The 16937-nt window shown below is 67.6% G+C and carries 20 protein-coding genes; 5 read left to right on the forward strand and 15 right to left on the reverse strand.

Annotated features, from left to right (window positions below; genetic code table 11):
• Positions 1–96: 96 nt before the first annotated feature.
• From ABE423_RS07905 to ccmA, 11 genes are all read right to left on the reverse strand, one after another.
• A complete protein-coding gene (locus ABE423_RS07905; protein WP_049401133.1) occupies positions 97–441 on the reverse strand; it encodes a DUF1294 domain-containing protein in 345 nt (114 codons plus the stop codon).
• A complete protein-coding gene (locus tag ABE423_RS07910; protein ID WP_125894446.1) occupies positions 442–1554 on the reverse strand; it encodes a homoserine O-acetyltransferase in 1113 nt (370 codons plus the stop codon).
• 138 nt (positions 1555–1692) lie between these two features.
• A complete protein-coding gene (locus ABE423_RS07915; RefSeq protein ID WP_125894444.1) occupies positions 1693–2682 on the reverse strand; it encodes a cytochrome C biogenesis protein in 990 nt (329 codons plus the stop codon).
• Complete coding sequence (locus tag ABE423_RS07920) at positions 2676–3125, reverse strand: cytochrome c-type biogenesis protein (RefSeq protein ID WP_032129419.1); 450 nt, start codon at positions 3123–3125, stop codon at positions 2676–2678. Before ABE423_RS07920 ends, ABE423_RS07915 begins: the two co-directional genes overlap by 7 nt.
• 4 nt (positions 3126–3129) lie before the next feature.
• Positions 3130–3747, reverse strand: coding sequence for a DsbE family thiol:disulfide interchange protein (locus ABE423_RS07925; protein ID WP_125894442.1), 618 nt, complete (start codon positions 3745–3747; stop codon positions 3130–3132).
• Between the two features lie 8 nt (positions 3748–3755).
• Positions 3756–5675, reverse strand: a complete 1920-nt coding sequence (locus tag ABE423_RS07930) for a heme lyase CcmF/NrfE family subunit (protein WP_125894440.1) — start codon at positions 5673–5675, stop codon at positions 3756–3758.
• Positions 5676–6137: a cytochrome c maturation protein CcmE gene (gene ccmE / locus ABE423_RS07935; RefSeq protein WP_032129787.1), complete on the reverse strand. Its 462-nt coding sequence runs from the start codon at positions 6135–6137 to the stop codon at positions 5676–5678. It lies immediately after the preceding gene.
• On the reverse strand, positions 6134–6322 hold the full coding sequence (locus ABE423_RS07940) for a heme exporter protein CcmD (RefSeq protein ID WP_032129786.1): 189 nt from the start codon (positions 6320–6322) through the stop codon (positions 6134–6136). The genes ccmE and ABE423_RS07940 overlap by 4 nt, the downstream gene beginning before the upstream one ends.
• Positions 6319–7089: a heme ABC transporter permease CcmC gene (ccmC, locus tag ABE423_RS07945; protein ID WP_125894439.1), complete on the reverse strand. Its 771-nt coding sequence runs from the start codon at positions 7087–7089 to the stop codon at positions 6319–6321. The genes ABE423_RS07940 and ccmC overlap by 4 nt, the downstream gene beginning before the upstream one ends.
• A 43-nt stretch (positions 7090–7132) precedes the next feature.
• Positions 7133–7828, reverse strand: coding sequence for a heme exporter protein CcmB (ccmB, locus tag ABE423_RS07950; RefSeq protein ID WP_032129785.1), 696 nt, complete (start codon positions 7826–7828; stop codon positions 7133–7135).
• Positions 7825–8454, reverse strand: a complete 630-nt coding sequence (gene ccmA / locus ABE423_RS07955) for a heme ABC exporter ATP-binding protein CcmA (protein WP_032129784.1) — start codon at positions 8452–8454, stop codon at positions 7825–7827. Before ccmA ends, ccmB begins: the two co-directional genes overlap by 4 nt.
• Before the next feature lie 186 nt (positions 8455–8640).
• On the opposite strand from ccmA, the gene ABE423_RS07960 reads away from it, so the two are divergent.
• The 3 genes from ABE423_RS07960 (at position 8641) to ABE423_RS07970 (ending at position 11148) form a co-directional block, all read left to right on the forward strand.
• Positions 8641–9789: a pyridoxal phosphate-dependent aminotransferase gene (locus ABE423_RS07960; protein WP_346485673.1), complete on the forward strand. Its 1149-nt coding sequence runs from the start codon at positions 8641–8643 to the stop codon at positions 9787–9789.
• A gap of 14 nt (positions 9790–9803) precedes the next feature.
• The gene (locus ABE423_RS07965) at positions 9804–10610 is read left to right on the forward strand and encodes an amidohydrolase (protein WP_125894435.1); all 807 of its coding nucleotides are present in this window, start codon (positions 9804–9806) and stop codon (positions 10608–10610) included.
• A 103-nt stretch (positions 10611–10713) separates the two neighbouring features.
• On the forward strand, positions 10714–11148 hold the full coding sequence (locus ABE423_RS07970) for a hypothetical protein (RefSeq protein WP_032129781.1): 435 nt from the start codon (positions 10714–10716) through the stop codon (positions 11146–11148).
• Here ABE423_RS07970 and ABE423_RS07975 read toward each other — a convergent pair.
• Positions 11135–11428, reverse strand: coding sequence for a hypothetical protein (locus tag ABE423_RS07975; protein WP_125894433.1), 294 nt, complete (start codon positions 11426–11428; stop codon positions 11135–11137). The two genes, ABE423_RS07970 and ABE423_RS07975, sit on opposite strands and share 14 nt — an antisense overlap.
• A gap of 370 nt (positions 11429–11798) precedes the next feature.
• Here ABE423_RS07975 and ABE423_RS07980 point away from each other — a divergent pair, with 370 nt between their 5' ends.
• Positions 11799–12188 carry a hypothetical protein gene (locus ABE423_RS07980; RefSeq protein WP_230080608.1) on the forward strand — a complete coding sequence of 130 codons (390 nt, stop codon included), beginning with the start codon at positions 11799–11801 and terminating at the stop codon, positions 12186–12188.
• 78 nt (positions 12189–12266) lie between these two features.
• Here the strand turns inward: ABE423_RS07980 and ABE423_RS07985 are convergent, their stop codons facing one another.
• Positions 12267–13421, reverse strand: coding sequence for an MFS transporter (locus ABE423_RS07985; RefSeq protein WP_293797782.1), 1155 nt, complete (start codon positions 13419–13421; stop codon positions 12267–12269).
• Between the two features lie 90 nt (positions 13422–13511).
• Here ABE423_RS07985 and ABE423_RS07990 point away from each other — a divergent pair, with 90 nt between their 5' ends.
• A complete protein-coding gene (locus tag ABE423_RS07990; protein ID WP_125894429.1) occupies positions 13512–14300 on the forward strand; it encodes a helix-turn-helix transcriptional regulator in 789 nt (262 codons plus the stop codon).
• A gap of 116 nt (positions 14301–14416) precedes the next feature.
• On the opposite strand, the gene ABE423_RS07995 is transcribed toward ABE423_RS07990, so the two are convergent.
• On the reverse strand, positions 14417–16066 hold the full coding sequence (locus tag ABE423_RS07995) for a pseudouridine synthase (RefSeq protein ID WP_049401107.1): 1650 nt from the start codon (positions 16064–16066) through the stop codon (positions 14417–14419).
• Complete coding sequence (gene scpB / locus ABE423_RS08000) at positions 16059–16934, reverse strand: SMC-Scp complex subunit ScpB (RefSeq protein WP_125894427.1); 876 nt, start codon at positions 16932–16934, stop codon at positions 16059–16061. The genes ABE423_RS07995 and scpB overlap by 8 nt, the downstream gene beginning before the upstream one ends.
• Positions 16935–16937 lie beyond the last annotated feature (3 nt).

Genomic DNA, 16937 nt, shown 5'->3' on the forward strand with positions numbered 1-16937 from the left:
TTTGTTGGGGTGGGCCGGCGGGGGGCCGCAAACTTCTGGGTGTTTTTTTCGTTTTGGTATGGGCGGCCCCGCGCCCGGCACTACCCATTCGAAGGGTTACCGCGAGAACTCGCGCAGCATCACCGCGATCGAGGCCACGTTGGCCAGCACGCACAGCCAGAACACCCACTGGAATCCGGCTTTGCGATGCTTGTGGCGGAACAGCGCCTGGCCCAGCAGCGCGCCCGGCCAACCGCCGGCAAAGGCCAGCAACTGCAGTGTGCGCTCGGGAATCCGCCACTGCTTTCGCTGCGCCGCGCGCTTGTCGTGGCCGTACAGGCCGAACGACACTGCGCTGGCGAGCAGGCACCAACCGCCCAGCCACAGCGGCAGCACGCCGCTGACCGTCAGTGCGATCAACGCACCGAATGCGGCCAGCGCGAGGTTACGCCGCCATGCCACTTACAGCGCGTCGAGGAAGCCGCGCACGGCCGGGCCGAAACGCTCGAAATCGACGAGGAAGGCGTCATGGCCCTGCGGCGACTCCAGACCGATGAAGCGCGCATCGGCACCGCCGGCGCGCAGGCCGTCGGCGACCTGTTGCTGCTGCTGCACCGGGAACAGGATGTCGGTGTTGGCGCCGATCGCCAGCGCCTTCTCCACCCGGATCTTCGCCAGCCCGGCCAGCACGTCGCCGTCGGCATACTCAGCCAGGTCGAACCAGTCCATCGAACGGCTCAGGTACAGATAGCAGTTCGGATCGAAGAAGCGCACGAAGCGCCGTGCATGGCCTTCCAGATAGCTTTCCACCTGGAATTCGAGGCCGAACGGATCGTCGTCGGCCTGGTCCGAATCCAGCCGCACGCGGCCGAAGCGCCCATCCCATTCCAGTGCCGAACGGTAGGTGATCACGCCCAGCTTGCGCGCCATGCGCATGCCGGACTCGGGATACTCGGCATCGTCGTAGTGGCCGCCATTCCAGCGTGGATCAAGGCGGATCGCCTCGCGCTGCAGCGAACGGATCGCGATCGAGAACGGCAGTGCCTGCGCACTGCCGGAAATGTTGACGTGGCTGCGCGCAATGCCCGGGTGCAGCATCAGTACCGCGAGTGCGGTCATGCCGCCCATTGAATTGCCGACCACGCAGGCCAGCTGTTCGATGCCCAGGGCACGCACGACTTCGATGGCGGCGCGTGCGCCGTCTTCGATCGACAGCTCGGGGAAGTCGAGGCGATACGGTTGGCCCGTGGCCGGGTTGAGCGAGGCGGGACCGGTCGAGCCCTTGCAGCTGCCCAGCGAATTCACGCATACCACGAACCAGCGGTCGGTATCGATCGGCTTGCCGGGGCCGACCATGCCTTCCCACCAGCCCACTGCGGGGTTGGCGTCATTGGCAGCGGCGTGTGCATCCGGCGACAGGCCGGTCACGATCAGGATCGCGTTGCTGGCGTCGGCGGCCAGCGTTCCCCAGGTTTCGTAGGCCACGCGTGCGCCATGCAGGGCGCCACCGCGCTTGAACGGGAACGGCGAGGGCAGGGCGTGGAAGCGGGTGCCGGGCGGGATGAATTCGGTCATGCAGCCATTCTAGCGGGGCCGCATGTGGAGCTGGCGACACGCTGGTTTCCATCGGCGATGCACCCGGTGGTGCCGGCCGCTGGCCGGCAACCTCATGAATCTGGATGCGCCCACGTGGTTGCCCGCCAGCGGCCGGCACTACGGGAACCGCAGCTCCACCACGCCTTCATGCGGCAGGCTCACCTTCACCGGCACGCTCTGCAGGTCATCCTCGCCGCGGTTGGCACTGCCGCTGCGCGAGATGCGTGCCAGCACTTCCACTTCGCGATGCGCGGACAACGGTGCGGTCGGCATCGGGCTGTCTGCGTCGCCCAGCCCGACCGTGGCCGGGAAACCGGCCAGAGGCAGCTTGCGTGCGGCCACCGGCATCGGCGGTCCACCCACGGCGCGGGCCAGCACGAATACCTGGGTGCTGGCGGGCCACTCGGCGTTGTTCAGCGCAGGCAGTTGCACGCGCACCTGCAGCAGCGCCGGTGGCGCCGCAGCGGCAGCATCGGGCGCCTGGCCGGCGGCCTCACGGGCGATGGCGATCTGCGCCTGCAGCGCCTGCGCGGCGCCGGGCTCAAGCCGTGGCAGCAGGCCGCTCCAGATGTCGGCAGCCTCGGCATTCTTTCCGCGCTGGCGCAGGGCGATGCCCAGCAGCCAGCTGGCGCGCTCTGCATCGGGCGCCAGCGCACGAGCCTGCTGCAACCAGGCCATCGCGGTGTCATCGAACTGCTTGCCGGCATCGGCCTGCGCACGTGCCTGCGCCGCTTCCACCAGCACGCCGGGGTCTTCCGGGGCGAGAGCGGCAGCACGTGCGAAGGCATCCGCTGCGGCTGCGGCGTTGCCCAGTTCGGCCTGCGACCGGCCCAGCAGCGTCCAGCCATCGGCTCGCTGCGGGTCTCGCTTCAGTGCATCCTGCAGGGCCTGCACGCCATCGCGCAGGGTGGCTACCGACGGGGTTGGTTGTACCTGTGCTGCACGCGGATCACCAACCAGCAGATACAGGCAGGCACCGGACACGCCCAGCGCGAGCACACCCACCACGAAACCGCGGCGACCGTGGTGGCGCAGCGGCCACAGCACCAGCGCCGCCATCAGTGCGGCCACCAGTCCAGCCAGCATCGGCAGCCAATGGCTCACCATCCGTCTCCTTCATCGGTCTTGCTGGCGGGGGCGGCAGCAACCGTGCGGCCACGGCGGCGGACGATGCCCAGTACCACCAGCGCGCCGGCGCCCAGCACCAGCAGCGGACCGCCCCACAGCAGCCAGGTGCCCGGCTGTAGAGGCGGTTGATAGAGCACGAACTCACCGTAGCGCGCGACCAGGAACTGCTTGATCTGTGCGTCGTCGCGGCCCTGCTGCATCAGCTGCAGCACCTCGCGGCGCAGGTCCTGCGCGATCTGCGCGTTCGAGTCGGCCAACGACTGGTTCTGGCACTGCACGCAGCGCAGCTGCGCGGCCAGGTCGTGGAAGCGGCGTTCTTCGGCGCCATCGCGGAACTGCAGTGGCTGCGGATCATGCAACGGCTGCTGTGCCAGCACGGCCAGGGGCAGCATCAGAAGCAGCAATGCCAGCAGCCAGCGCATGGGCTCAGGGCGCCGTGTGCAGCGTGCTGCCGGCATTGCCCTGGGCCTTCTCGATCTTCTCCAGTGCCGGGATCAGCTTCTCGTCGACCACGCGCTGGGTCATCGCACCGCTGTACTTCCAGCGCACGACACCGCTGCCATCGACCAGGAAGGTTTCAGGTGCCGCGGTCACGCCCCAGTCGATCGCGGTGCGGCCTTCCACGTCGCTGAGCACGACCATGAACGGGTTGCCCAGCTGTTCCAGCCAATGCAGGGCATCGGTCGGTTCATCCTTCCAGTTGTAGCCGATCACGCGCACGCGCTTGCTCTCGGCGAAACGGGTCAGCACCGGGTGTTCCTCGCGGCAGGCCGCGCACCAGCTGCCCCACACGTTAAACAGGTAAGGCGCGCCGCGCAGTTCGTCGCTGTGCACGATCATTTCCGGGTCGTGCAGCACCGGCAGCGCGAACGCCGGCGCCGGCTTGTCGATCAGCGCCGATGGCAGCACGTCGCGCTGCGGATCGCCCGATTTCATCACCCCGTAGATCATCAGCCCGAGCAGGCCGAAGAAGAACAGCACGCCGATCACGATGGCTACCGGCGGCAGCGGGCGGGAGGGGCGCGGGGCGGGGGACTCGGACATGGAAACTCCTACGGACGACGGAAGCGGCGGTCGGCGGCGGTGATGAATCCGCCTAGGGCCATCAACAGCGCGCCCAGCCAGATCCAGCGCACGAACGGCTTGATGTGCACCCGGACCGCCCATGCATTGTTGCCCAGCGGCTCGCCCAATGCCACGTAGACATCACCATCGAGGCGTGCATCGATGCCGGCCTCGGTCATCACCTGGCCGCCGCTGGCGTACTGGCGCTTTTCCGGATGCAGCAGGGCCAGCTCGCGGCCGTTGCGGAACACGCGCAGGTGGCCGCGGTCGGCGATGAAGTTCGGTCCTTCGCGATGGTCCACGCCCTCGAAGCGTACTTCGTGGCGGCCGACCACCACCTGCTGGCCCGGTGCCAGCGCCACTTCACGCTGTACGTTCAGGGCTTCCACCAGCAGCGCACCGGCCAGGAACACGGCGATGCCGGCATGGGCGACGATCATGCCGAGCATTTCGGCGGTGAAGCGGCCATTGCCGCGCAGTCGCTGCCAGACGAAACGTGCGGTACCGAAGCCGACCCAGACCGCGGCAGCGACACCGAGACCGGCCTTCCAGCCGTTCTGCGGCGCCTGCCACCAGGCCAGCGCACCCAGCAGCACCGCCAGCCCCAGCCAGGGTGCCAGCAGCGCGAACGCGCGCGAGGGCTGGTCGCGTTGCCACTTCACCAGCGGGCCGAACGGCAGCAGCAGGATCATCGGTGCCATCAGCAGCAGGAACAGGCTGCCGAAGTAGGGCGGGCCGACCGAGATCTTGCCCAGCGACAGTGCATCGGCCAGCAACGGATACAGTGTGCCGAGCAGCACCATCGCGCAGGCGGTGGCCAGCAGCAGGTTGTTGGCCAGCAGCAGGGTCTCGCGCGAGGTGGCGGTGAAGCCACGGCGCGGATCGTCGGCGTCCACGCTGAGCTGGCTGGCACGCAGCGCGTACAGCAGCAGGCTGCCGCCGACCAGCACCGACAGGAACACCAGGATGAACAGGCCGCGCGACGGATCTGCAGCGAACGAATGCACGCTGGTCAGCACACCGGAGCGCACCAGGAAGGTGCCGAGCAGCGACAGCGCGAAGGCCGCGATCGCCAGCAGCAGGGTCCAGCTGCCGAAGGTGCCGCGCTTCTCAGTGACCGCCTGCGAATGGATCAGTGCCGCACCGACCAGCCACGGCATGAAGCTGGCATTTTCCACCGGGTCCCAGAACCACCAGCCGCCCCAGCCCAGCTCGTAATAGGCCCACCAGCTGCCCAGCGCGATGCCCAGGGTCAGGAAGCCCCAGGCGACGTTGGTCCACGGCCGCGTCCAGCGCAGCCAGCGTGCGTCGACACGACCTTCCAGCAGCGCGGCCACGGCGAATGCGAACGGCACCGCGAAGCCGACATACCCGATGTAGAGCATCGGTGGGTGGATGATCAGCCCGGGGTCCTGCAGCAGCGGGTTGAGATCACGGCCTTCCAGCGGGGCCGGATTCAGGCGCAGGAACGGGTTGGAGGTGAAGATCAGGAAGGCGAGGAATCCGACGCTGACGATGCCCATCACCGCCAGTACACGCGCCTGCACCGGTGCCGGCAGGTGCCGCGAGAACAGCGCCACCACGCCGGTCCACAGCGCCAGCACCAGTGCCCACATCAGCAGTGAGCCCTCGTGCGCGCCCCACACCGCCGAGTAGCGGTAGATCATCGGCAGCAGCGAATTGGAGTTCTCGGCCACGTAGCGCACCGAGAAGTCCTGCTGCACGAACGCAGCGGTCAGCACGGCGAACGCGCCGGCGACCAGCAGCAGCTGCGCGAACGCGGCAGGTCGTGCCACCGCCATCCACGCGTTGTTGTTGCGCTGCGCGCCGACCAGCGGCAGGCCGGCCTGCAGCAGCGAGGCCAGCAACGCGCACAGCAGCAGGATCTGACCCAGTTCGGGCAGCACTCAGCGCACCTCGGGTGCCGTCACCGGCACGTCGTGCTTGCGATGTGCGTCGCCCATCTTGTCGGCCACTTCCTTCGGCACGTACTTCTCATCGTGCTTGGCCAGCACCTCGTCGGCGACGAACACATCGTCCTGCAGGCGGCCGCTGGCAACCACCGCCGTGCCTTCGGCGAACATGTCCGGCAGGATCCGCGACGTGGTCACCGCCAGCTGGGCATCGCCGTCGGTCACTTCAAAACGTGCTTCCAGCGAACCGACCGGGCGGTTGAAGGAGCCCTTCACCACCATGCCGCCCAGGCGGAACCGCGACTGCGCATCGACATCGCCGCGCAGCACTTCCGAAGGCGTGTACAGGTAGGCGATGTTGCGTTCCAGCGCCATCGCCACCAGCGCGGTGGCCAGCCCGGAGGCGAGCAGGGCCAGCAGTACCCAGACCAGGCGGCGACGTTGTACCGGCGTCATCGTTCCAGCTCCGTCGACAGCGGCGCCGCAGCGTCCTGTTTGACGGCGCGGGTCTGCTGCCGCTGCTGGCGTGCCAGCGCCAACCGGCGTGCCACGCGCAGGCGCAGCCACGAACCGATGGCATCGGCGCCGAGTACCAGCACGAACACGGCGTAGGCGCCGATCACATAGGGCAGGTGGGTCATGGCTGGGCCTCCCCGGCCGGACGTGCGGCATCGACGCGGCCGCCGACCCAGGCCTTGCCGGCCTCGCGGTCGAGATTGTCGGCACGGGCCTTGGCCAGCACCGAACCGGCGAACCAGAACTTGGTGCCGATCACCATCCACCACAGCGGCGCGATCATCGCGCTGCTGATCGCCGATTCACCGAACACGTTGATCGACTGGCGCTGGTGCAGGCCGCCCCACCAGTCCACCGAATAGCGGATCACCGGCAGCAGGCTGACGCCGACGATGGCCAGCAGGCCGGCTGCGCGTGCGGCGCTGCGGCGGTCCTCGATGGCGTGGTACAGGCCGATCACGCCCAGGTACAGGAACAGCAGCACCAGCTCGCTGGTCATGCGCGGGTCCCAGTCCCACCAGGTGCCCCAGGTGCCCTTGCCCCAGATGCTGCCGGTCAACAGGGTGATCAGGGTGAAACCGGCACCCATCGGTGCGCAGGCCATGGCCAGGATCTCGCAGACCTTGATCCGCCAGATCAGCGCGATGGCGGCATACAGCGCCATCAGCGCGAACACGAACAGGCTCATCCAGGCACTGGGCACGTGGATGTAGAGGATGCGGAAGCTGTCCAGCTGCTTGGCTTCCGGCGGCACCACCAGCAGCGCCTGCCATATGCCGACCAGCAGCACCGGCACCGCCGCGAGGTAGAACACCCGCGACCAGCGGGCAGCGAAACGGTCGAACGTGGGAGGCGAACCGAGTTGGTGGAACCAGCGGACAATCGGATTCATGCGTGGCGGCTATCCAGCAGGGGTGGATTGGCTCTCAGCTCGGTCAACTCAGAGAAATACGTATTGCAGCGGCGGTGGCCAACGGCGCCAGCACCAGCGCGACCAGCAGACCGGCGCCCAGCATCAGCAGCGCACCGACCGGATCCTGTCCGCGTCCCGCCGCTGCCAGGCTGCCTGCACCGAACACCAGTACCGGCACGTACAGCGGCAACGACAGCAACGCCACGAGAATACCAGAGCGCCGGATGCCTACGGTCAGTGCAGCGACCACGCCACCGATCAGGCTCAGCAACGGTGTTCCCAGCAGCAACGATGCCAGCAACATCGGCAGCTGGTCATGCGGCAGATGCAGCATTTCGGCCAGCAACGGGCTGACCACGATCAGCGGCAGCGCAGTGGTGGCCCAGTGCAGCAGCACGCGCACCAGCACCAGCCAGGCCAGCGGCACCGGCGCCAGCAGCCATTGCTCCAGCGAGCCGTCTTCGGCATCGGAGCGGAACAGTGAATCCAGTGACAGCTGGCCGGCCAGCAGCACGGCCAGCCACAGCACCGCGCCGGCGGTGGCGGCCAGTAGTTGCGGTTCGCGGCCCTGGGCGAGCGCGAACAGCACCACCACCAGTACCGCGAACAGCAGCGGCTGCAGCGCATCGCCGCGGCGGCGCCAGAGCAGGCGCAGGTCGCGCTTGAGCAGGGCCGCTGCGGTCTGCCACAGGCCCGGTTCGGTGCCTGGCGCGATCATGCGGTACCGCCGAGGTCGAGCTGGCGGGTACGCACCGGTGGTGCGGCATAGGCGCCGTGGGTGGTGACCAGTGCAGCGCCGCCGGCACGCAGATGCGCGGAAATCATCCGGTTGACCAGGGTGATGCCCTCCAGGTCGAGGTTGGCATAGGGTTCGTCGAGCAGCCACAACGGCGCCGGTGACAGCCAGATGCGTGCCAGTGCCAGCCGCCGCTTCTGTCCGGCGGACAGATGCCGAACGAGAGTGTCCTCATAACCGGCCAGGCCGACGATGGCCAGCGCGTTGCCCGGCATCTGCCGTGCGCGACGGCCGTGCAGGCCGCACAGGAAATGCAGGTTCTCCAGCGTGTCCAGATCGGGCTTCAATGCGGGCAGGTGGCTGAGGTAGGCGACGTAACGCGCGCGCTCGGCATTGCCGGCCGGCCTGCCATCGATCTGCACCTGCCCGGCACCAGGCCGGGCCAGGCCCGCCAGCACGCGCAGCAGGGTGGTCTTGCCGGCGCCATTGCCGCCCTGCACCAGCAGGGCTTCGCCGGCGTCCACATGGAAGTCCAGCGGGCCGAACACCGGCTCGTCATTGCGGGAAAAGCTCAGGCCGCTGGCGGCCAGCAATGCAGGGGTGTTCAAGGGGCAGGGTCTTCATGCCGGAGTGCGGCGGCAATTGTAGCGGTGAATGCATACGGTAGTGCCGGCCGCTGGCCGGCAGGCGCGACCAAGCGTCGCAGATAGTCCCGGGTTGGCGGCCCGCGGCCGGCCCAACCCAAGCAGGGATTTCGTAAAATAAGGGGCCGGTCTCCCCAAAAACCCCAGCCGATGCAACCCAACACCAATCTGCCCCCAGTCGGTACCACGATCTTCACCGTGATGTCCCAGCTCGCTGCCGAACACGGCGCGGTCAACCTGGGCCAGGGTTTCCCGGACTTTTCGGCGCCGCAGCGCCTGGTCGACGAGACTGCCAGGGCGATGGCCGCCGGGCTGAACCAGTACCCGCCGATGACGGGCGTGGCGCCGCTGCGCCAGGCCATCGCGCAGAAGGCGCTGGACTGCTACGGCGCGCAGGTGGATGCGGACAGCGAGATCACTGTCACCAGCGGCGGCACCGAGGCCATCTTCAACGCTATTCACGCTGTGGTGCGTGCGGGCGAGGAAGTGATCGTGCTCGACCCGGCGTATGACTGCTATGAACCGGCGATCGATCTGGCCGGCGCCAAGGCCGTGCATGTGTCGCTGGATCCGCAGACCTTCGCCGTCGACTGGGACCGCGTGCGTGCGGCGATCACCCCGCGTACCCGCATGCTGATCGTCAACACCCCGCACAATCCGTCCGGTGCGATGCTGTCGGCGCAGGACATGCAGGCGCTGACCGAGCTGCTGCGCGGCACGCAGATCTATCTGATCTCCGATGAGGTGTACGAACACATCATCTATGACGGTCGCCGCCACGAGTCGGCGCTGCGCTACCCGGAACTGCGCGAGCGCGCGTTCGTCATCTCCAGTTTCGGCAAGACCTACCACTGCACTGGCTGGAAGATCGGCTATGCGATCGCCCCGCCGGCGCTGACCGCCGAGTTCCGCAAGGTGCACCAGTACAACACCTTCACCAGCTTCGGCCCGGCGCAGTACGGCTTCGCCGCGATGATCCGCGATGAGCCCGAACACCACCTGGAGCTGGGTGCGTTCTACCAGGCCAAGCGCGATCGCTTCCGCGAACAGCTGGCCAGCACCCGGCTGAAGGCGCTGCCGGTGCCGGGCGGTTACTTCCAGCTGGTCGACTACTCGGCCATCAGCGACCTGCCGGACCATGAGTTCGTGAAGTGGCTGACCATCGAGAAGGGCGTCACTGCCATTCCGCTGTCGCCGTTCTACGAGAACCCGCCGGCCGGCCAGCGCCTGGTGCGCCTGTGCTTCGCCAAGAATGAAGCAACGATGGACGCGGCGATCGAACGCCTGCGCCTGCTCTGAGCGGAGGCGTGAACATGCAGGACCTGCGCATTTCCCTCGTCCAGGGCGACACCCGCTGGCATGACCCGGCGGGCAACCGTGAGTACTACGGCGCGCTGCTGGCACCGCTGGCGGGCACCACCGACCTGGTGATCCTGCCGGAGACCTTCACCAGTGGCTTCTCCAACGACGCCATCGCCCAGGCCGAAGGCATGGACGGCCCGACCGTGGCCTGGGTGCGCGAGCAGGCCAAGGCCTTGAACGCGGCGGTCATCGGCAGCGTGCAGCTGCGCGAGGGCGAGGGCGTCTACAACCGCCTGCTGTTCGCCACGCCCGACGGCGAGCTGCAGTACTACGACAAGCGCCACTTGTTCCGCTATGGCGGCGAGCACGAGCGCTATGCGGCCGGTCGCGAGCGCCTGAGCGTGGAATGGAAGGGCTGGCGGATCAATCCGCAGGTCTGCTACGACCTGCGTTTCCCGGTGTTCTGCCGCAACCGCTACAACGTTGAACGTCCACAGCAGCTGGATTTCGACCTGCAGATCTTCGTCGCCAACTGGCCGTCGGCACGTGCCTATGCGTGGAAGACACTGCTGCGTGCACGTGCGATCGAGAATCTGTGCTTCGTTGCCGCGGTGAACCGTGTCGGCGTCGATGGCAACCAGCTGCATTACGCCGGTGACAGCGCGGTGATCGACTTCCTCGGCCAGCCACAGGTGGAAATCCGCGAGCGCGAACAGGTGGTCACCACCACCATCTCGGCCGAGGCGCTGGCCGCACACCGCGCGCGCTTTCCGGCGATGCTTGATGCCGATGCCTTCCACCTGGACGAGCAGGCCTGAGCGACGGCCTGAACGCCGCCGCACCAGCGCGCGCGCCTGCATTCAACGTGCACGCGCGCGCTGCTAGATTCGCCGCCAGTCCGACCGAACTGGAAGTCCTGCCATGAACACGTCCTTCGCCCTGCTGCTGGCGCTGTCCGCCGCATCGCTGGCCCCGGCCGCGCACGCCGCCGGCAACCTCGACTGCGAGCTGCGCTACAACCTCTCCGGCTGGTCGCTGATCTACAAGACCGCCTCCGGCAATGGCACGGTCACCTGCAGCAACGGCGCCAGCATGCCGGTGCGCATCCAGATGAAGGGCGGCGGCCTGACCGTGGGCAAGTCGAAGATCACCAACGGGCGTGGCAGCTTCACCGGCGCGGTCAGCGTCAACGAACTGCTGGGTACTTATGCCTCGGTCGGCGCGCATGCCGGTGCGGTGAAGTCCAGTAACGCACAGGTGATGACCAAGGGTGATATCTCGCTGGCCCTGTCCGGTACCGGCAAGGGCTGGGACCTGGGCGTGGACGGCACCGCGTTCACCCTCAGCCGGCGCTGAGGCGCGACGGCTCGGCAGATCCCCAGCTGATGCGGATGTAGTGCTGTTCGGAATCGCTCAACAACCGTTCGACACTGAAACCATTCTTGAGCAGTTGTGCGGTCACGTCTTCGACGAGCTGCTCGCTGGCCATCACCTGGCTGAAGCCGAACACGAGATAGCGGCGGCCATTCTCCGAGCCGATCTGGATCGAGTTGTCGAGGTCGCGGTAGAACTGTTCGATCGGGCGCTTGGCGGCATCGGCGTTGGCGCGTGCCTGTTCGGCGGTAATGGTGATCATGGGCATCTGCCTGGTGTGGGAGAGCGCGCACGATAGCCAGCGTCCTGATGTGAATTCCGGGCGTGGCGCACAATGCCTTGTGTTTGCAGCAATTCCTAACATGCGGTGTGAGCGTCGATCCGCGCTGGAAAAGTGCCGCGCGACGGTGAGCATCCTGCATCGACATGAGGTCATCGGTCAGGGATGGGTTCCAACGGCAGTGGAGGCGTGAAACGCGCCGCCCACAGGGGATCCTGCGGCCATCCGATGCTGTGGGCGCTCATGCATTTACGTTTCCTTGACCCTGCAGTAACCCCGCAATGCCTAACAGGGACGTCCCAGCGATTCTGCTGGGATCATTGGAGACGCTGGAATGGAGTTCAGAACGTCCGTGCTGCTCGTGGCCCTCATCGCCACGCCCGCCATCGCCCACGCCGAGGTCTGCCTGTCTGACAGCGGACTCGTTGTGCCGTGTCCTAGCCTGTTGCCGCATCCGGTGACGGCCAGATTCGAGATCGGCACCCTGCCGCGTGTGGCTGGCTCGCCGTCGGAAATCTACATCACAGGCGGCGGCCAGGTGGATGGAACGAGTAATTTCTCGGTCTATGCCAATGGTCAGTTCCTGTGCCGTACCAATGACAATTACGACGGTGGCAACACCACGCCCATCCGCCATTGCACCGCGACCATCGCAACACCCGGGACCTATGTGATCTCAGCGTCGCGCAACAGTCCTGGCAACTTCCTCGCGCCGATGGACGAAGTGATCAACGTGCAGTAACCCGCTGTTCTCTGATCCAGGCCCCGGGGCAGGGACCTCGGGGCCACTGCTGCCCGCGTGGCAGCAGGAGCGAGTCTTTCATCGTTGCGATCGGCAGCCAGGCCTTCCGCCGTCGACTGACCGATCCCGCTGCAGCCACAAGGCCAGCAGGCCACACACGATGAGGGTCGGTGCCAGCAGCTGCACTGCACCGACCAACGCCATTGCCGCGCCGATCAACAGGTAGTAAAGCAGGCCGAACAGCGCGCCTGCGCTGCCGAGACAGTGTGGATAGCCGCGCAGGGCCTGGCCGAGCACATTGGGAATGGCAAGGCCGAAGCCAGTCACCACCGGCACCATCGCCGCGACCAGGGCAGGGTGATCATGCAGCAGCGCGGCCAGCAGGCCTCCCGTCAGAACCAGGCCTGCGGCGATGCGGATGCGCGTGGTTGCGGCAACGCCTGCACGCAGCAGGCGGCCATTGCCCCACGCGCCCAGTGCCGAGCCCAATGCCAGCACCGCGCCGCTGGCGCCGAACCAGGTGGCTGGCCAGTGCAGGCGCGCAAACAGGAAGGGGCCGAGTGCATACCAGCTGTACATCGCCACGTTGAAGGCCATCACCAGCAACGCGTGTGACCAGATCCAGCGATCGTGCAGCAGTTCCCGCAGCAGCGGCAGCATGGGCGTGTGCGGGATATGTGCAGGGCGGCTTTCGCGCAGGCCAGCCAGGCATGCGACTGCCAGCAGGACAGCTATCAGCAGCAGGCCGGACTGTACGCCGAGATAGCCATTGGCGGCGACCAGCAGCGTGCCCAGTGCAAGACCGATGGCCGGGCTCAGGGCCAGGGCCATGCCGATCCAGGAGAATGCCTGGGCCAACGCTGGCCCCTGCAGATGGTCGCGCAGCACGGTCTGGGTCACCACCGAAGCGGCGGCGGCGCCGACTGCGGCCAACGCCTGGGCCAGCAGCACGTGGCCGAAGCTGCCAGCCACCAGCCCGCCCAATGCGCCCGCTGCGAAAACGCCGAGGCCACAGAGAAGGGCAGGGCGACGACCGATACGATCGGCCAGACGCCCCCACAGCAGCACGCCTGCAGCGAAGCCGAACAGGTACAGGCTCATGGCCTGGCTGGCGGCACTCGGCGGCAGGGCGAAGCGTTCGGCCAGATCGGCCAGGGCCGGGCTGTACAGGGTCTGTGCCAACTGCGGAAACATCAGCAGTGCAATGGTGAGCAGCAACAGGCGGCGCGACATGCGGGCGCTCCAGGAACAGGGCCGCGCATTGTGGTCGCGTCCGCAATGGCGCACTCTGTATATCCTGTCATCGAATACATGAAATAAGACATGGCCTGGTTGCAGCCGGATGCACACTTCGACGCCGATGCCTGGGGCGCTCCGGTGCTGGGTATCGCGGCCTCATTGGCGGATCACGACTCGGGTTGGCACCAGCATGCGCGCGCGCAGCTGCTGTACACCCGGCAGGGCTGTACGCGCCTGACCTATGGTGATCGCGTCAGCCTGCTGCCGCCCGCGCGCGCAGCGTGGATTCCGGGTGGGCTGCGCCATCGCGCGCAGATGCGCCAGGCGGTCGACTACCGTTCGTTGTACTTCGACGCCACCCTGTCGGCCCAGCTGCCCCGCCAGCCGGCCATCATCGGCGTGGGTCCGCTGCTGCAGGCCTTGCTGGAGCCGATCGCGCAGGCACCGTTCGACCATGACTGGCAGTCGCCGCGCGCACACCATCAACTGGCGTTGTGCGTGCTGGAAATCGTCGCTGCACCGGTGGCGCCGATGGACCTGCCTCTGCCGCGTGATCCGCGGATCGCACGTTGTCTGCCGCTGGCCGAACAGTTGCCGCCCGAACTGGGCGAATTGGCCGCGCGTGTGGACCTGAGCGTGCGTACCGTTGGCCGGCTAATGCAGCGTGATACCGGCATGAGCTACCAGGCCTGGCGCCAGCAATGGCGCCTGATGCGGGCCATGGAGCTGCTGCTGCTCGGCCATCGCGTCGCGCATGTGGCGCAGGACACCGGCTTCTCCGCCGAGAGCCCGTTCATCGCCTTCTTCCGCAGCATGACCGGCACCACACCCGCCGCGTTCCAGCGCCACGCAAAAGGGGACGGAGGGGATTAAGTCGCTTTCGCCCCTTCGACACACGCCGTGGCAAAAACGACTTAATCCCCTCCGTCCCCTTTTTAAAGAAAAACCCCGGCCGGAGCTGGGGTTTTTCATTTCAGTCGGATCGCTGATCAGCCGCCGCGCGGGCCGCTGCGGCGCGGGCCGCCCGGACCGCGGTTGCCACCGGGGCCGCCCGGGCCTCGGTTGCCACCCGGACCACCGGGACCACGGTTACCGCCCGGGCCACGGTTGTTGCCACCGCCCGGACCGCGACCGCCCGGACGGGCGCCCTGCGCCGGCTTCGGGCTGCCATACGGGTTGAAGCCCGGGGTGGCGTGGTCGGACGGGAAGCTCGGGGCATTGCCCGGATGGCCGTACGGGTGCTTGTTGCCCTGGCCCTGCGAGCGGTTGCCCGCGCCGGCCGGACGACCTTGGCCGCCTGCGCCGCCACGGCCTTCACCGCCGAAGCCGCCACGGCCCTGGCCGCCACCGGCGCCAGCACCCGGACCCTTCGGCTTGCCGTACGGACGGCCCTGGCCGCCTGCGCCCGGACCACGGGCACCCGGGCCACGTGCGCCCGGACCGGCATTGCGATGTCCGCTCGGGCCGGTGCTCACGCCATCCGGCACGTACCAGGTGCGGAACGCGGCCGGATTGCCTTCCGGCAGCGAACGGTCGTTCTTCTGGGCACGCTGCTTGAACGGCTTCTGCGACTGCTTGGCTGCCGCTTCGCCGCTGACCGTCAGGCCGCCCTTGAAGCCGCCGCCCTTGCCGCCGCGACCACGGCCGCGGTCTTCGCGCACGTTGTCGAAGCGACGCAGCTCGCGACCTTCGTCGGCGGTGTTGTGGCCGTTGACGTAGGCGTTGCCGCGGCCACCTTCGCGCACGCGCACGGTGGTCTTGGCGGCGCGGCGCTGGCCGATCACCGGCTGCAGGGTCAGTGCCGACGGTGCGCCTTCTTCCAGCTTCAGCTGCGCGCGCAGGGCTTCAACCTGCGCGGTGCCCAGTTCCACTGAATGGCCACGGGCCAGTTCGCGCGGCAGGCTCACCTTGCCGTAGCGGGTGCGCTTCAGGCGGCTGACCTGGCAGCCCTGCGACTCCCACAGGCGACGCACTTCGCGGTTGCGGCCTTCCTTCACCACGACGCGGAACCAGTCGTGCGAGTCGGTGCCGCCGATGCGTTCGATCTCGTCGAACTTGGCCGGACCGTCTTCCAGCGCGACGCCACGGGTGAGGCGGTCGACGATGGCGTCGGAGACCTTTTCCTCGCCTTCCGGCGCGCGCACGCGCACCACGTATTCGCGCTCGACCTCGAACGACGGGTGCATCATGGCGTTGGCCAGTTCACCGTCGGTGGTGGCCAGCAGCAGGCCGGTGGTGTTGATGTCGAGGCGGCCGATCGCGATCCAGCGCGCGCCCTTCAGCGGCGGCAGCGATTCGAACACGGTCGGGCGGCCTTCCGGATCATCGCGGGTGGTCACTTCGCCTTCCGGCTTGTTGTAGACCAGCACGCGCGACGGCTCGGCCAGGGCGGTGGCGACGAAGCCACGGCCATCCAGTTCGATCTTGTCGCCGCTCTTGACCGACATGCCGGTCTGCGCGACTTCACCGTTGACCTTGACCAGGCCTTCGGCAATGCGCTGTTCCAGCGCGCGGCGCGAGCCAAGGCCGGCCTGTGCCAGCACCTTGTGCAGGCGTTCTTCCAACTTGAACTGTTCGGAGGTGGCTTCGCGCTTGAGCGAGAGCTTGTTCAACGACAGCTTGCGAGGGGTGTCACTCATCAGTTTTGCTCCGGCCGACGGTTTCGGGGTCGGCCTCTGGTTCGGAATCGGCTTGGTCAACAGCCACGGTCGTCATCGCGACGGCGTTGTCTTCGCGTTCGTTCACTGGCACCGCGCGCTCGCCCGGCGCGGAATCGGGGTGCCCATCATCGAGGGGCGAAGGTGCTTGCTCATCGGAAGCCGGCGCAGGGGCTGCGTCGGCGGAATCGGGGGTGTCACTGCCGGCCAGGCCGGCATCATCGTTCGCGGCAGCGCCTTCGTCGCCGGCCGAGATGTCAGGACCGTCGGCGCTTGCCGTTGCCGGTGCATCGCGGTCCAGGGACAGCTGGGGTTCCAGCTCGCCCAGGTCCTTCAGTTCCGACAGTGGCGGCAGCTCATCCAATCGCTTCAGGCCGAAATAATCCAGAAAGCCCTTGGTGGTGCCGAACAGCGCCGGCTTGCCGGGTACGTCGCGGTGGCCGACCACGCGGATCCACTCGCGTTCTTCCAGCGCCTGGATGATGTTGCTGCTGACCGCCACGCCGCGCACCTGCTCGATCTCGCCGCGGGTGATCGGCTGCCGGTAGGCGATCAGCGCCAGGGTTTCCAGGGTGGCGCGGGTGTAACGGGTCTTGCGTTCGGTCCACAGCCGGCTGATCCAGCCATGCACTTCGCCGGTGACCTGGTAGCGGAAGCCGGAGGCGACCTCGACCAGTTCCACGCCGCGGCCTTCGCAGGCTTCGCGCAGGCGTTCCAGTGCGCGTTCGATGCTGCCCGGCGGTGCCGGTTCCTCTTCCGGGAACAGGTCCTTCAGCTGGGCCAGGGTGAGCGGCTGGCTGGAGGCCAGCAGCGCACCTTCGACAATGCGGTTGATCAGCAATTGATCCATCGG

The sequence above is a fragment of the Stenotrophomonas sp. TWI1409 genome, assembly GCF_039673015.1.
GTDB lineage: Bacteria > Pseudomonadota > Gammaproteobacteria > Xanthomonadales > Xanthomonadaceae > Stenotrophomonas > Stenotrophomonas maltophilia_A.

Coding starts and splice junctions, on each gene's coding strand:
- ABE423_RS07965 (WP_125894435.1), top strand. CDS start 9,804: ATGCAGGACCTGCGCATTTCCCTCGTCCAGGGCGACACCCGCTGGCAT.
- ABE423_RS07990 (WP_125894429.1), top strand. CDS start 13,512: ATGGCCTGGTTGCAGCCGGATGCACACTTCGACGCCGATGCCTGGGGC.
- ABE423_RS07920 (WP_032129419.1), bottom strand. CDS start 3,125: ATGCGCTGGCTGCTGGCATTGCTGCTTCTGATGCTGCCCCTGGCCGTG.
- ccmB (WP_032129785.1), bottom strand. CDS start 7,828: ATGATCGCGCCAGGCACCGAACCGGGCCTGTGGCAGACCGCAGCGGCC.
- ccmC (WP_125894439.1), bottom strand. CDS start 7,089: ATGAATCCGATTGTCCGCTGGTTCCACCAACTCGGTTCGCCTCCCACG.
- ABE423_RS07970 (WP_032129781.1), top strand. CDS start 10,714: ATGAACACGTCCTTCGCCCTGCTGCTGGCGCTGTCCGCCGCATCGCTG.
- ccmE (WP_032129787.1), bottom strand. CDS start 6,137: ATGACGCCGGTACAACGTCGCCGCCTGGTCTGGGTACTGCTGGCCCTG.
- ABE423_RS07940 (WP_032129786.1), bottom strand. CDS start 6,322: ATGACCCACCTGCCCTATGTGATCGGCGCCTACGCCGTGTTCGTGCTG.
- scpB (WP_125894427.1), bottom strand. CDS start 16,934: ATGGATCAATTGCTGATCAACCGCATTGTCGAAGGTGCGCTGCTGGCC.
- ABE423_RS07995 (WP_049401107.1), bottom strand. CDS start 16,066: ATGAGTGACACCCCTCGCAAGCTGTCGTTGAACAAGCTCTCGCTCAAG.
- ABE423_RS07975 (WP_125894433.1), bottom strand. CDS start 11,428: ATGATCACCATTACCGCCGAACAGGCACGCGCCAACGCCGATGCCGCC.
- ABE423_RS07910 (WP_125894446.1), bottom strand. CDS start 1,554: ATGACCGAATTCATCCCGCCCGGCACCCGCTTCCACGCCCTGCCCTCG.
- ABE423_RS07960 (WP_346485673.1), top strand. CDS start 8,641: ATGCAACCCAACACCAATCTGCCCCCAGTCGGTACCACGATCTTCACC.
- ABE423_RS07925 (WP_125894442.1), bottom strand. CDS start 3,747: ATGTCCGAGTCCCCCGCCCCGCGCCCCTCCCGCCCGCTGCCGCCGGTA.
- ABE423_RS07985 (WP_293797782.1), bottom strand. CDS start 13,421: ATGTCGCGCCGCCTGTTGCTGCTCACCATTGCACTGCTGATGTTTCCG.
- ABE423_RS07915 (WP_125894444.1), bottom strand. CDS start 2,682: ATGGTGAGCCATTGGCTGCCGATGCTGGCTGGACTGGTGGCCGCACTG.